This window comes from Desulfosporosinus sp. HMP52 (assembly GCF_000765145.1).
Classification (GTDB): domain Bacteria; phylum Bacillota; class Desulfitobacteriia; order Desulfitobacteriales; family Desulfitobacteriaceae; genus Desulfosporosinus.
In genome coordinates this window covers 246,532-260,303 of record NZ_JMGA01000018.1, presented here as the reverse complement: position 1 = coordinate 260,303, position 13,772 = coordinate 246,532, and the positions used below count along the sequence as shown (strand labels likewise).

11 protein-coding genes and 1 pseudogene are annotated in these 13,772 nt (G+C 40.5%); 2 read left to right on the top strand and 10 right to left on the bottom strand.

Features of this window, described 5'->3' with window-relative positions; translation table 11 throughout:
• Positions 1-44: 44 nt before the first annotated feature.
• The 5 genes from xerC to DP73_RS07875 all read right to left on the bottom strand — a co-directional run bounded on the left by xerC (position 45) and on the right by DP73_RS07875 (position 6,891).
• Positions 45-956 carry a tyrosine recombinase XerC gene (gene xerC, locus DP73_RS07895; protein WP_034598656.1) on the bottom strand — a complete coding sequence of 304 codons (912 nt, stop codon included), beginning with the start codon at positions 954-956 and terminating at the stop codon, positions 45-47.
• A gap of 2 nt (positions 957-958) precedes the next feature.
• Positions 959-2,278, bottom strand: coding sequence for a methylenetetrahydrofolate--tRNA-(uracil(54)-C(5))-methyltransferase (FADH(2)-oxidizing) TrmFO (gene trmFO, locus DP73_RS07890; RefSeq protein WP_034598655.1), 1,320 nt, complete (start codon positions 2,276-2,278; stop codon positions 959-961).
• A gap of 22 nt (positions 2,279-2,300) precedes the next feature.
• A complete protein-coding gene (gene topA / locus DP73_RS07885; protein ID WP_034598654.1) occupies positions 2,301-4,400 on the bottom strand; it encodes a type I DNA topoisomerase in 2,100 nt (699 codons plus the stop codon).
• A gap of 207 nt (positions 4,401-4,607) precedes the next feature.
• Positions 4,608-5,738: a DNA-processing protein DprA gene (gene dprA / locus DP73_RS07880; protein ID WP_034598652.1), complete on the bottom strand. Its 1,131-nt coding sequence runs from the start codon at positions 5,736-5,738 to the stop codon at positions 4,608-4,610.
• A gap of 214 nt (positions 5,739-5,952) precedes the next feature.
• Positions 5,953-6,891 (bottom strand): Ku protein, encoded by a 939-nt coding sequence (locus tag DP73_RS07875; protein ID WP_034598650.1) that lies wholly within the window; start codon positions 6,889-6,891, stop codon positions 5,953-5,955.
• 125 nt (positions 6,892-7,016) lie between these two features.
• On the opposite strand from DP73_RS07875, the gene DP73_RS07870 reads away from it, so the two are divergent.
• A complete protein-coding gene (locus DP73_RS07870) occupies positions 7,017-7,520 on the top strand; it encodes a DinB family protein (protein ID WP_034598649.1) in 504 nt (167 codons plus the stop codon).
• 96 nt (positions 7,521-7,616) lie between these two features.
• Here DP73_RS07870 and DP73_RS07865 read toward each other — a convergent pair whose 3' ends face one another.
• Positions 7,617-8,222, bottom strand: a complete 606-nt coding sequence (locus DP73_RS07865) for a DUF3786 domain-containing protein (protein WP_034598647.1) — start codon at positions 8,220-8,222, stop codon at positions 7,617-7,619.
• Between the two features lie 136 nt (positions 8,223-8,358).
• Entirely contained in the window at positions 8,359-9,186 is an 828-nt protein-coding gene (locus tag DP73_RS07860; RefSeq protein WP_034598645.1) for a TIM barrel protein, read from the bottom strand.
• Between the two features lie 249 nt (positions 9,187-9,435).
• Between DP73_RS07860 and DP73_RS07855 the strand changes: the two genes are divergently transcribed.
• Positions 9,436-9,621: a protein sspF gene (locus DP73_RS07855; RefSeq protein WP_014904450.1), complete on the top strand. Its 186-nt coding sequence runs from the start codon at positions 9,436-9,438 to the stop codon at positions 9,619-9,621.
• Between the two features lie 50 nt (positions 9,622-9,671).
• Here the strand turns inward: DP73_RS07855 and DP73_RS07850 are convergent, their stop codons facing one another.
• The 3 genes and pseudogenes from DP73_RS07850 to DP73_RS07840 form a co-directional block, all read right to left on the bottom strand.
• Positions 9,672-10,106: an Hsp20/alpha crystallin family protein gene (locus DP73_RS07850; protein ID WP_034598643.1), complete on the bottom strand. Its 435-nt coding sequence runs from the start codon at positions 10,104-10,106 to the stop codon at positions 9,672-9,674.
• Between the two features lie 159 nt (positions 10,107-10,265).
• Complete coding sequence (locus tag DP73_RS07845; protein WP_034598641.1) at positions 10,266-10,691, bottom strand: hypothetical protein; 426 nt, start codon at positions 10,689-10,691, stop codon at positions 10,266-10,268.
• A 232-nt stretch (positions 10,692-10,923) separates the two neighbouring features.
• Positions 10,924-13,541 (bottom strand): annotated as a pseudogene (locus DP73_RS07840) (HD domain-containing phosphohydrolase).
• Positions 13,542-13,772: the final 231 nt, after the last annotated feature.

Below are 13,772 nucleotides of genomic sequence, written 5' to 3'. Positions count from 1 at the left end.
TCAAGTTGAATTGTAGGTAATTTACATTTTTTTGAGAAAACTTATCATTTCTCGTTGTTTATAGAGAGTTTTGCTCGAGGATGAGCTTGACTAAAAACCTCTTTAAGTCGTTCCCGAGTTAGATGAGTATATATTTGAGTGGAAGAAAGCTTCTTATGCCCTAATAGCTCCTGGACACTTCTTAAATCCGCTCCTCCATCCAACAAATGCGTAGCAAAAGAATGACGCAACATATGAGGGTGGACATGCTGTTCAAGGCTAATCTTAGCAACCAATTTATCTAAGATCCTACGAACCGATCTCTCCGAGAGCCGCGTTCCTTTGTAATTCAGCAACAGCGCTTTATTATGATTTGCCCGCATCTCCAGATAGGTTTTTATAGCTTGAATAGCGTAGTTTGTAACCGGCACCACCCGCTCTTTATTCCCCTTGCCAAGCACTCGTATCAAGCCGCTGTCTAAATCCAAACTGTCTCGATCCAGGCTAATCAACTCACTCACCCTAAGCCCCGAACCGTAAAGAAGCTCTAGAATTACTTTATCACGACAGCCTAAAAGATCAGAATCATCCGGAGCCTCAAGCAAACCTCCAATCTGATCTGTATATAGGAAATGCGGGAGTTTTCGCCCAAGCTTCGGACTTGCTACCCGCCGTACCGGATTATCTTCTAGAATGCCCTTGTAGCATAAAAATTTAAAGAATGAGCGCAGAGCCGCCAGTTTTCGAGCCATACTCTTTCTTGCTATGCCATGTTCGGATAGGATACCAAGAAAACTACGAACAGTATAAATATCGATCTGATCCACGGTGAGTGCTTCAGGCTCTTGTCCCAGGTCAGACGCCGCAAAACTAAAAAACTGGTTCAAATCCGTTTGATAAGCAACAATCGTATGCTCTGAACGATTTTGAGAGTTTTGATAGCCTATAAACAAACTTAACGCTTGATCGATAAGCATTTCTACCTCCCTATATCCTCTCTAAGGCAAAATTCCTCTATGGCAGCCAAGGCCCGTTCGGCAATCTTGGTATTCTTTTCCCGTTTATCTCTTATCCGCTGCGGCAAAGGCGGGAGTAAGCCGAAATTTATGTTCATCGGTTGAAAACTTTGACTCGGGGATCCTTCCAAATGACGTGCTAATCCCCCTATAGCCGTTTCAGGAGGGAATACCAAGGTCTCCATCCCATTTAGCCTCCTCCACACATTCAGTCCTGCCAGCAGCCCACTGGCTGCAGATTCCACATATCCTTCGACTCCTGTCATTTGACCGGCAAAGAAGAGCTCGGGGTTAAGACGTAAGCTAAAGTCAGCCTTTAGAACTTTCGGAGCATTCAAGAATGTATTACGGTGCATTACTCCATAACGTACAAACTCGGCCTTTTCTAAGCCTGGAATTAAAGCAAATACTCGCTTTTGTTCTCCCCATTTTAAATGAGTTTGAAACCCTACCAAATTAAATAAAGTTCCTGCCTGATTTTCTTTACGAAGTTGAACTACAGCATAGGATCTTTTGCCGGTTCTCTTGTCTACTAAACCCACTGGCTTTAAGGGGCCAAATGTTAGTGTCTGTGGTCCACGCTTGGCCATCACTTCAATAGGCAGACAACCTTCAAAAACTTTGCCTTGTTCAAAACCCTTAACTTCCGACATCTCTGCCTCAACTAAGGCCTGATAAAAAGACTCATACTCCTCCTTACTCATTGGACAATTCAAGTAATCTGCTTCTCCTTTATCATACCGGGAAGCCCAAAAAGCTTTCTCTAGATCAATAGATTCCAAGGTAACTATTGGAGCAGCCGCATCATAGAAGGATAATGCATCCTCACCGGTTGTCCTTAATATATCCTCTGCTAAATCATTTGAGGTTAATGGACCGCTAGCGACTATTGTAATTCCTGTTAACGGTAGCTTATGCACTTCTCTACGATGAATACTTACATTGGGATGTTGTTCTAATCTTTTTGTAACTTCACTTGAAAACAGTTCCCGATCGACAGCTAAGGCGCCGCCAGCGGGAACCGCATTATGATCTGCCGCACTCATGATCAAGGATCCTAAGCGGCGCATTTCTTCTTTCAATAAACCAACGGCATTCTCAATAGCAGCTCCTCTTAGTGAATTGCTGCAAACAAGCTCAGCAAATCCATCTGTTTGATGAGCAGGTGGCATTTTAGTCGGACGCATTTCAAATAACTCGACCTGAACACCGCGCTCGGCGAGTTGCCAAGCAGCCTCAGATCCTGCTAGACCTGCTCCAATAACAGTTATTGACTTTTGCATGTAATTTATTCGCTCCTAAAGTTTAATTAGATTCACTTTCCTCAATTACTTTTGTGTGTCGACATTCCGGATTTGTACAAACGTGCTTCTTTTGTCGTTTTGTTGATTTGATAACCATCAGTTGCTGACACTCTGGGCAAGGGTCAGGAGCCGGCATTTCCCAAGAAACAAAGTCACATTCCGGATAACCGAGGCACCCGTAAAATTTACGTCCCTTCTTGGAACGGCGAACCACAAGAGGTTTGGAACAGGTGGGACAGTTGGCCCCCACCTCTTCAAACAGAGGTTTAGTATTTCGACAGTCAGGAAAGCCTGGGCAAGCTAAGAATTTACCATACCGCCCCATTTTTATGACCATATTGCGGCCACAGCTTTCACAGATTTCCTCTGAAACCTGATCCTCTATCTTTACCTTACCAATCTTCTCTTCAGCTTCTGCCAAGGCCACTGAAAAGGGATCATAATAGTCTTGAACTACTGCCTTCCAAGGGGCTTTGCCTTCTTCGATAAGATCCAGACGCTCTTCTAAATTCGCTGTAAACTCCAAATTCAGGATGTCTGGAAAATGCTCTTTAAGCAAAGTTATGACAATATCACCAAGTTCGGTAAGCAGCAACTGTTTTTCCTCTTTAAGAACATAACCCCTTGTTTGAATGGTCTCAATAGTTGGGGCATAGGTACTTGGTCTTCCGATCCCCTCTTCCTCCATCTTTCGAACAAGAGATGCCTCCGTGTATCGTGGCGGTGGTTCGGTAAAATGCTGTTTCTCTTGGAGTTTAATGACCTGCAGTTTTTCTCCTGGAGTAACTGAAAGGGTCAAAGAGCTTTGTTCGTCCTCAGTCGATTCAGCATCATCATTGCCTTCTTCATAGATCGCCAAAAAACCTGGGAATCGAACGCTGGAGGCATTTGCCCTAAATAAGTAATCCTCCACTTGAGATTCTACTGTCAAGGTATCAATAATGGCTACACTCATCTGGCTAGCCATAAAGCGCTCCCAGATTAAACGATATAATCTCAGTTGATCACGAGACAAAATCCCCTTTAAAAAATCAGGAGTTCGCAAAGGGAGAGTCGGTCTGATTGCTTCATGGGCTTCTTGAGACCTCCCTTTATTAGCAAACTGACGGGGTTCCGGCGGATAATACTCATTACCGTAGTTAGCCAGAACCCATTCCTTAGCCTCCTCCTGAGCCACTTCTGCAATTTTAACCGAGTCTGTACGCATGTATGTAATTAAACCGACAGTACCTTCTTTGCCGAGATCAAGACCCTCATACAACTGTTGAGCTAACATCATGGTGCGCTTTGGTGAAAACCCTAATTTCCGATGAGCTTCCTGCTGTAAACTACTTGTAGTAAAGGGTGGCGCAGGAAGTCTTTTTTTCTCTTTAGTACGCACATCAGAAACTTCAAACACTTTTCCAGCTAAATCCGCTAAAACAGTGTCCATTTCTGTTCGGCTGGAAATAGATATTTTCTTGCCGGATTTCTTCATAAGTTTAGCAAAAAATTTCCCCCCGGCAGATTGAAGGTTCGCATTTAAACTCCAATACTCTTCCGATACAAATGCTTGTATTTCTTCTTCTCGGTCATCAATTAAACGGACTGCGACAGATTGAACCCGTCCGGCACTTAGTCCTTTCTTAATCTTCCGCCAGAGTAATGGACTTAGTTGATAACCCACCAAACGGTCTAACACCCTGCGCGCTTGTTGAGCATCCACTCGATCCTGGTCAATCTGACGGGAATGTTTGATCGCAGATTGAATAGCTTGTTTAGTAATTTCGTGGAATTCGATCCGATTTTTATCCTCTTTGTTAAGACCCAACAAATGGGATAAATGCCAAGCTATTGCTTCTCCTTCTCGATCCGGGTCAGAAGCTAAGAAAACCTTGTCCGCTCCTTTAGCAGCGGCCCGTAATTCCTTAATCAGATCTCCTCGTCCACGAATGGCAATGTATTTCGGTTCAAAATCATTTTCTAAATCCACACCTAATTGACTTTTTGGCAAGTCTCGTAAATGTCCCATTGAAGCTTTAACGGTATACCTGCTTCCTAGAAATTTGCTGATGGACTTTGCCTTAGCTGGAGACTCTACTATTACAAGCGTTTTTGACATTATTTCACCTCTATAACATAAAGAAAACTCTTTGGAGGTTCGAAGCCCGATACACCGAGAATCGAACTTGAATGTTTTCTTTCAGAAAACAGTAATAACCTAATTGCTTTCTTATACTACACTTATATCCAGAATAGTTTATTCTCAGTACTTAAGAATAAAAATGATAAAACTAAGCCCTATCTTAACGCCTTTTTCGTAGTATGTCTAGCGTTCTCGAGCTAATACATAATGTTGTCCCGGTAATTGAGTCACTTTTCCCCCTAATTGAAGTTCTAATAGGGCCAAAGAGATTGCCGATACCGTGAGGCTGGAATTCATTGTAAGTTGGTCAATATGTATTGGTACATCACTTAATTGACTTAAAAGAGACTCATGGTCTAATTCCTCTTTTGCAAGACCAGAGCCCTCTTTACTGGCGTCTGAAAGCCCTCTAAGCAACGAACTATATCCCACATGGTTTGACCATGCAGGCAGTTCGTTGCAAATGTCATCAATACCTTCAACAATTTTTGCCCCTTGGCGAAGCAAATGATGAGACCCCCGACTTACCTCGCTAAAAATCGGTCCCGGAACCGCAAATACTTCTCGCCCTTGTTCTAGGGCAAAATCAACTGTTATTAGGGCACCGCTTCTTTCAGCTGCCTCTACAACCACAACTCCTCTGGAAGAACCGCTGATCAAGCGATTACGGGCGGGGAAATGTACAGCATTAGGTGGAGAGCCCGGTACAAATTCACTGATTAAGGCTCCATTTTTCAGTATTTCTTCAGCAAGTCCTTTGTTTTCTTGAGGATATATTTTGTCAAGGCCACAACCGAGGAAGGCCCAGGTTATTCCATCTGCTTGCAGACTCCCTTGGTGAGCAGCAGTATCAATCCCTCTTGCCAGGCCGCTGATAACAATGATTCCTTTGGCAGCAGCATCCCGGGCAAGCATCTTGGCAACTGCTTTTCCATAAGGAGTCGCCTTTCGAGATCCTACAATGGCCAGCCCATCCCCATCCCCTTTTAATTGCCCACGATAATATAATAGAGGAGGCGCATCCGATAACTCAGCTAACAAAGAAGGGTATTCTTTCTCATCTGGTGTTATTATCTTAATTCCTTGTCTTATTAGCGCATCCCCTACCTTTTGAGGGTCAATTGATAGTCTGGCTTTTAGTAATTCCTTAATCCACGTTTCCTGATTAAATATATGCAGATATTCCTGCGTAGAAGCTTCCCAAGCTTTGACTGCACTGCCAAAGCAGGCAATAAGCTGACGTAAGTGCTGGCTTCCCAGGCCCTTAACTGTCCGAAATGCCGCCCTAACTATTTTTTCTCGTTCTATTCCCATACCCGCGCCCCCCTTAGCCTCCTCTTCGGGACAATAGGCTACTTCTCCTGCGCAGAATATTGTTGCATTTTCAGATTTTATGCATAATACCGTAAGATGTAGGGGAAATCGTTGGTTTTAGTCATAACTTATCTAAATCCTCAATTTTTCAACGTTTATGCATGGAATCTACTGTCATAGGGTGAAACGGCAATCCTATTAATTGAACCCTTCCCTATGCTTCCTTTGCTCGTCGGGAAGTTCTTTTTCGAGGTGTCAATGTGGATTTGGGTTTGTTGATAATTTTATCTTGTGAATTGTCTGCATTTCTTTCCTCAAGGCCATCACCATCGTTAACTGAATTAATTAAACTTATTGTTTCATTGGGTTTTATTGGCTGTGATTGGCTTTTTTCGTTTCCGGTCAAAACAATGCTAGCTTTGAGAGCTTCCATTAAATCGACAACTTTTCCACCTTTGCTTGGGGTTTCTACTTGATATGTTTCTCCAGTGACCTTGCTTTCTATTAAGCCAACCATTTGCTCATGTAATTCATCATGATATTTGTCGGGGTCAAAGGGGCGAGCCAGATTCTCTATTAATTGCCTAGCCATAGTTAGTTCCGCTTCAGTTAGAGCTACACGATCCGTAACTACGTCCATGTGACGAATTTCTTGCGGATAATACATGGTTTCCATCACCAGGCCATTTTCAAATACACGCAAACAAGCTAGATGCTGTTTAGAGCGCAAGGTTACCCTCGCTAAGGCGACTTTTCCACTCTCCTCCATGGATTGACACAGTAACCGATAAGCTTTCAAAGCAGTTTCTTCGGGGGAAAGATAATATGATTTTTGATAATATATCGGATCAATCTCCGGAAGATTAATAAAATCAAGAATATCAATGGATCTGCTCATAGGTTTTTCTAAAGAAGCAAGCTCCTTCTCGTCTAAGACAACATATCGATCCTTTTCATACTCAAATCCCTTAACTAAATCCTCTGACCCAACCTCTAAATCACAAACGGGACATTTTTTGATTTGACGAATGCGGTTCTTACACTCTTTATGCAGATAATTAAACTTAAGATCTCGTGCTTCCGTGGCAGCATGCATTTTGACTGGAACATTAACTAAGCCAAAACTAATGGAGCCTTTCCATAATGTATGCATTTGACATTCCTCCCCGTTTTATTGTGATCTACAAAGGAGGTAATAATGCATTGTGTTTGATTGACCTTTCAGATCATTAACTGGTAATATTAAGATTAATTTAAAGTTCTAGGAGGACTATGCATATGTTTACTTCTTTAGCAACATTTATTCTCAGCTGGGAAAAGGAATCGGAATCTACCCAAAAACTATTAGACTGTTTAACTGACAAATCCCTTGGACAATCTATAACAGTTAATGATCGCACTTTAGGTCGCATTGCTTGGCATATTGTGACAACAATTCCTGAGATGCTCGCAAAGACCGGTTTGGAATTTGATGGTATTCAAGAAGATGCCCCCGTGCCAAAGGATGCAAAAACAATTGCTCAAACCTACACAGACATTAATAAGACAATCCTTGCTGAAATAAAAAGACATTGGAATGATCAAACTCTTTCCGAAAAACGAGATATGTATGGAGAATCCTGGACCATCGGCACTACATTAAGTGTCCTTATTAATCATCAAATCCATCATCGTGGGCAGATGACTGTCCTTATGCGTCAGGCAGGACTTAAAGTACCCGGGCTAATGGGGCCGTCCCGTGAAGAGTGGTCTCAATTCGGTATGGAGCCTCCTTCGGTATAGATAGCCAAAAAATCTTTGCTCATATTATTAAGGCCCAAGCAAATTGAAGTTTGCTTGGGCCTTAATATACAAGCTCTTTAAACACGAAATTATCCTTTATAACCTTGCCTTGATCCGCTTAAAGCCAAAGACAACCGTACTGGCTAAGACTGCAAAATCCTCAGTTGGCAAAACAGTTGGTGCAGAAGCATCAAAAAGGATGTTTCCTGCGGCAGGAAATTCCTCATCTGCTCTCCAAAGGATCAACGCTATCGGAACGCGGGGAAATACCTTATATGTAATTCCTACGTCTCCCAAACTATTGGCTTGCCCTCCTAAGTGCTTCGCTACTGCAAGGAGGCTCTCCGGGTCAGACCCAAAAATTCTAACCAGTGGGTCTATAGCCCTTCCGGTAAATGGCTTAATATAAATAGCTCCTCCGGGTAATTCCTTGTAAGAAATAAATGAACCTACTTCAAAGGGTTCATTAAGATTCGAAACGTAGTGCAGAATTAATATTTGAGTTGCTATCGGAAGTTCTCCGTCTGAAACCTGTATCGGCTTAAAAGTACCCCTCGGATAGTCTAATTCAAAATGCTGGCCTAAAAAATCTATCAGTAATGAATTGTCTTTTATTGGATAGCCTGAACAGCGGGACATTTCTTCCAAAGAACAAGACTGAAACTTATCTAGGGCTACCTCGTGAGCTGCAGAGTAATTCATTCAATCTCCTCCTACTCGTTCCTCTTCTAACCAAGATATTCTTTCTTTTCTTTAAATTGTAGTGACTAATCAGCCAAAGCTGAACATCCCTCTCTATAGATACTAAGGCGTCCTATCAAGTACATTTTTCTGATTTCTATTGTACTGTGTATACCTTTTGTAATAAGAGTGCATCCTCCTCCAAATTGGGGCTCTCGCAGATCGCCAACCCATCCACACCAAAGCTATGACAGGCTTTGATAAGTTCCTCATACCGGCAATCAGATTCCCTTAGGGGAAGATGGCGTTTTTCACCCTTTAATCCATATTCAATCCCAGAAATGTGAAAATGAACATTCTTTACCCACCGATCTCCTAAACTCTCGGCGGTTATATCCAAGATCTCACAAAATTCGTCATAGGAATTGTACCGGCCATTTGACCGGGCATGAAGATGTCCAAAGTCAATACAAGGTAAAACTCCAGGTACTTCTTGAGCGATCAAAATAGTTTCTTGCAGATCCCCAAATTGTGTCCCTTTTCCAGTAGTTTCTGGACGAAGGATGACCTCATTACCCTCTGCATCAAGGGTTTCTCGCACGAGAGATAGTTCACGAACTACTCGCGCTAAGACTATCTCAGATGAATTATCGTGATTGAAAGCTGGATGAAATACTACACTACGCACACCTAAAATTTTTGCAATTCGTGCAGTTTGTAAAATACGATCCCGGCTTGCCGAAATTTTCTCAGGTTCGCGAGAGTTTAGATTAATATAGTAAGGAGCATGACAACTTAAAGCAATATTGTTTTCTTGGGCAATCATACCAACTTTTCTTGCTTTCTCTTCCCCCATTCGTACTCCCTGGACAAACTCTAACTCTAAGGCGTCGAGATTTAACTCTCGTATACGACGCACCCCTCCTTCACTGGAACGATCTTTCGAAGAGAGCGGGACACCTGCTGTTCCAAATAATAATGGCAAAAAGGTTCACTCCATTACTGTTTTTTCTAAACATTATATCCTTTTTCTTCTAAAAAGCCAATGAACCCTAAGCAGAGTACCTAGTGTTCATGCCCAATTATTTTAAATTTCAAGCCCCTAATTATTGCTCAATTTCCAATAATAGTTGATAGGTTAACTACATACTGTTTTGAAATATTGTTATACTAATAGTACTTTCATCATAAATGTTGAAAGAAACTGACCCCACTTTGAAAGGAGGATTCCCTTATGTCAAGACGTCGTAGCAGCATTATGTCTGATGCCTTAAAAGAACAGATTTCTCAAGAGTTAGGTTTTGCGGGAACCCTTCACCAAGAAGGATTTGGCGGTGTTTCTTCAAGGGATTGTGGCAATATGGTGAAGATGGCTATTGAAATGGCAGAACGTAATCTGCCCGGAAAAAGCATGACGTAATATTTTCAGAGCCGAGCAATTTAATGCTCGGCTCTGACTCTAAATCTGGACTAATGAAAATCTACTTCTATGTTACGTGCTGCCGGGTGAGCATCTTTTAAAAAGCTCAGTTTTAATACCCCGTTTTTATAACTGGCATGAGCACCATCAGTTTTAACCATAACGGGAAGTGTTAACAATCTTGAAAATTTCCCGAAATGCCTTTCCGAATGTCGAGAAATACTCTCTTCATCGCCGTCATAAGTGGATTTTCTGACCTCTCCCTGAATTGTTAATCGATTTTCATCTAATGTAATATTAAGATCCTCCGGTTTTTCAATTCCAGGAATTTCTGCGACTACAATAACTTTATGTTGGGTTTCTTCAACATCTATACGATACAAACCTTCTGTAAATAGTTCCTTTCCTTGCTTCAAAAATCGATCCATCTCATTCCAAAAAGGATCAGACAAACTAAATGGTTCGTTAGGAATCAATGACGACATATTACTCACCTCTTGTTTTTAACCTTAGGATACACTTTTTTAACCTTGATTATCCTTGCCATATATACAGAGAATTATGATAAACGAACTAGTTGTTAAATTATTAAAAGGGTGAAGCAATCGACTTGATAAAGCAGTTTGCCCCCCCCTTTCTTTAGCTTAACCGATGACTTTCCCGGAAATATTAGCTGGCCCAATAATTGTTATTGTCCCTTGAGAAGTTTGAAGGTTACGAGCAAATAATTGATAGACATGATGCCCTGCAGCAACATTAGTTAGGACAGCTTGAAATGTGCTTAAATTCTCCAGAGGTGTATCTGATCCATCTTCAATTGATTCCTGATTAATTGAGGCAACAACTAAGCCATCTTGTAGAATGGTAAGAGCAATAATCGGTTGATCTGGTTCCAGTGGGGTGACATTGGTGACAGTCCAACCAATCGTTGTCAGCAGTTCGACAAAATTTGTTGATTGAGGAACAAAGAGTCCAAATTGTAAAATTAATTGGTCAAAATCATCGAGTACGATAGCAGAAGTATAAGCTTCATTCGTTAGAATACTTCTGTTGTAATTTAAGAGGGCCATTTATAATCCTCCCTAAATAAATTAATAGAGATTTATTTTTGTTAGTTCCCTTTTTCTCTATTTAATGTTAATATATGTAATTTATAAAGGGTTGGACATTATTGTCTGATATTTTTAGGATTTCCCGCTTATTTTCGTATCGACACCATTCAAGCAAAAAGCAACAAAACCTACAACAAAACGCAAAGATATCTATCCAAGAAATAAGTTTCCAAGAATAGATACCTTTTGATCATCGCTTAACGCCTAATTCCATGGTAAATATTCGGGCTAGTTCTGGATCAAACTGTGTCCCCGAATTCTTAAGTATCTCTTGTAAGGCAGCTTCCTCACTTAAAGCTATTCGATAGGGGCGTTCACTTATCATTGCATCATAACTGTCAGCCAGAGCAATGATTCTTGATACTTTAGGAATTTCTTCACCTTTTAACCCTTTTGGATAACCCTTACCATCCCACCGTTCATGATGAGCCAAAATACCTTCGGCTAGTTCTAACATTTCATAGGAAGTACTCAATATTCTATAACCGATATCAGGATGCTTCTTAATTTGTTCCCACTCGTTCTTGGTAAGCTTTTCGGGTTTATTGAGAATATGTTCTTCAATGGCGATTTTCCCTATATCATGCAACAAGCCTATAATCTTTAGACCACTTACTTCGATTTCGGGTAAGCCTATTGCTCTCCCAATATCTTGACATATTTGACTGACTCTTTTGGAGTGTTGTTCCTCCCGAGGGTTCTTTTCATGTAAGGTATTAATGATGGTATTAATTGTATTTCCTCTCATGCCTTCATTCTCGATAATTTTATTTTTGTACATCGAATCTTCAGCACTCTTAAGAACTTTAAATATACTTTCATCCGATTTTGTTTTGGTATCCCATCCAAATGAAATACTGACACGTATTGAGTTTACTTGTATATTGGCATATTTTTCTCTTATTCTTGTTACAACTCTTTCCGCGTCTTCCATCGTTGTTTTTGGCAAAAGGATAACAAATTCGTCTCCACCCCAGCGGGCGACAATATCATCTGCTCTGCACGCCCGCTGAATCACCTTAGCTGCTTTTACCAGGAGTTCATCCCCTTTATCATGTCCAAATGCATCATTTAAGAGTTTAAGTCCATTCACATCCCCTACAATTATTGAAATTGGAATGTTACGCTCTGTATCCAAACGTTTAATTTCTTCTTCATAGAACCTTCGATTATAAAGACCAGTCAAAGAATCATGATAGCTCAAATAGCGGTTTTCATCTTCCTTTTTCTTGCGATCTGTGATATCTCTCACGATACTGAGAAGAACTCTTTTTTCACCTAAGTAGGTACCTTGTGAACTTACTTCAACATTAATCGGAGTTCCATCTTTTAAGTAATGAATTGCGTCAAAAATAATTCCCTCGTTATCCGCCAAAGCCATTTGATCAACAATTTTTGAGGGATCGATACGCCTTAAATCAAATATTTTTAAGTTGAGGAGTTCAGAATATGTATAGCCATAGATCTTAACCGCGGCATCATTAGCTTCGAGAATATTTCCTTCCTTATCGATAAACAGCATTGCATCATTAGCCTTTTCGGCTAAAACCTGATACTTTTTAACTCTTTCATTTAACTGCTTCCACTCTGTAGTATCAATTCCTAATCCTGCAAAATATTGTTTACCATTGATAACTACAGTACTTGCAGTAAAGTACATAGGAATTTTTGTACCGTCCTTTGTTTGTAAGTTGGCTTCAGCGGTTCCAAAGCCATTCTTAGAAACCATTCTGATTCCTTTTAAAACAGCACTCTTGCTCTTCTCGTCTCCTTCGTACCAGTCTAATAAACTCTTATGAGCTAACTCTGCAGAAGTATACCCGGTCATCTCCTCATGCTTCTTATTCCATCGAATTAGTCTTTGCTTATCATCGTAAAGAAAAATCATTCCTTGAGCACTGTCAAATAAGGCATCGGTGAAAACTCTTTCTTGACTCAACTCATTTTCAGCTCTTATCTTCTCAATTATCTCCTCTTCAAGGATTGCATTGATATCCTGCAGTTGGTTTGTTCGTTCAATTACCTTATTTTCTAGATCTTCATTTAATAGCCTAATTTCATGTTCAGCCCTTTGACGTTTAGCGATTTCTTCTTCAAGCATTGCATTAATCTCTTCAAGTTCGGCATTTGTTTCTTCCAATACAGCATTTGTTTCTTCTAGCATAGCATTGCTGTCTTGCAACTCTATATTAAGCTCTTCGAGTCGTGTAGTTCTTCTTTTTACTTTTAGTTCTAGTTCCTTATTTAACTCTTTAATTTCCAATTCCGTATTAATTTTACTGGCTATTTCATGCTCTAAGGAAACTCCTTTGAGAGCATATTTAGAAAGCATTTGAGCATTTAGATACAAATAATTACAAACTGGGATTTGCTCATACGCTTTACTTGCCCTAATTCTTTTGCATAAATATTCCGCTTAATTCCTATCAAATCCGCATAATTATTTAGGTTTATATCACATTCGTCATCAACGATTTGACCGATTAACCAGTTAGCAATGTGTTTACCACCAACAATGATACTTGCTCCTCCATCAAGCAGTCCTCCACTTAAACATCGCTTGATATTCGGCCCTTCCTCATTAGGACTTCCAATGATCGAATCCGAGATAAGGCAATTTCTAAGACCTATTTCAGTCTTTCTTATTTCGTTACATAAACCACAAAAGCCACTGGGTTCGGTAATGGGGGTTCCATCAGGTTCCGTTATGAGTGAAGCTACACCCATCGCATCCGAAAAAAGATCCTGCAGCTTCTGGATTTCAGATAGATCGAAAAAGTCTGTGAATTTGTATTCCATGCTTTTCATATTTCACCAACCTTGCAAATAAAGTTGTCAATAGCCTCTGACAAATCGCCCCCCCGGGCTCCGGATCTTGGGTCATTCCTCTCAGAAATCATTAAACTTAACCATTTTCTTGAAAATTATACTTTCTAATAAAGACTTTCATTTTGTAATCTTATTATTTAAATAGTTCCACAAATCTATCTTTTTTCCTCTTATTTTAGACAACATATTTCTACAATAATTCGTTACATA

Excerpts from the sequence above, each read along its gene's own strand:
- xerC (WP_034598656.1), bottom strand. The coding sequence starts at position 956 with ATGCTTATCGATCAAGCGTTAAGTTTGTTTATAGGCTATCAAAACTCT.
- trmFO (WP_034598655.1), bottom strand. The coding sequence starts at position 2,278 with ATGCAAAAGTCAATAACTGTTATTGGAGCAGGTCTAGCAGGATCTGAG.
- topA (WP_034598654.1), bottom strand. The coding sequence starts at position 4,400 with ATGTCAAAAACGCTTGTAATAGTAGAGTCTCCAGCTAAGGCAAAGTCC.
- dprA (WP_034598652.1), bottom strand. The coding sequence starts at position 5,738 with ATGGGAATAGAACGAGAAAAAATAGTTAGGGCGGCATTTCGGACAGTT.
- DP73_RS07875 (WP_034598650.1), bottom strand. The coding sequence starts at position 6,891 with ATGCATACATTATGGAAAGGCTCCATTAGTTTTGGCTTAGTTAATGTT.
- DP73_RS07870 (WP_034598649.1), top strand. The coding sequence starts at position 7,017 with ATGTTTACTTCTTTAGCAACATTTATTCTCAGCTGGGAAAAGGAATCG.
- DP73_RS07865 (WP_034598647.1), bottom strand. The coding sequence starts at position 8,222 with ATGAATTACTCTGCAGCTCACGAGGTAGCCCTAGATAAGTTTCAGTCT.
- DP73_RS07855 (WP_014904450.1), top strand. The coding sequence starts at position 9,436 with ATGTCAAGACGTCGTAGCAGCATTATGTCTGATGCCTTAAAAGAACAG.
- DP73_RS07850 (WP_034598643.1), bottom strand. The coding sequence starts at position 10,106 with ATGTCGTCATTGATTCCTAACGAACCATTTAGTTTGTCTGATCCTTTT.
- DP73_RS07845 (WP_034598641.1), bottom strand. The coding sequence starts at position 10,691 with ATGGCCCTCTTAAATTACAACAGAAGTATTCTAACGAATGAAGCTTAT.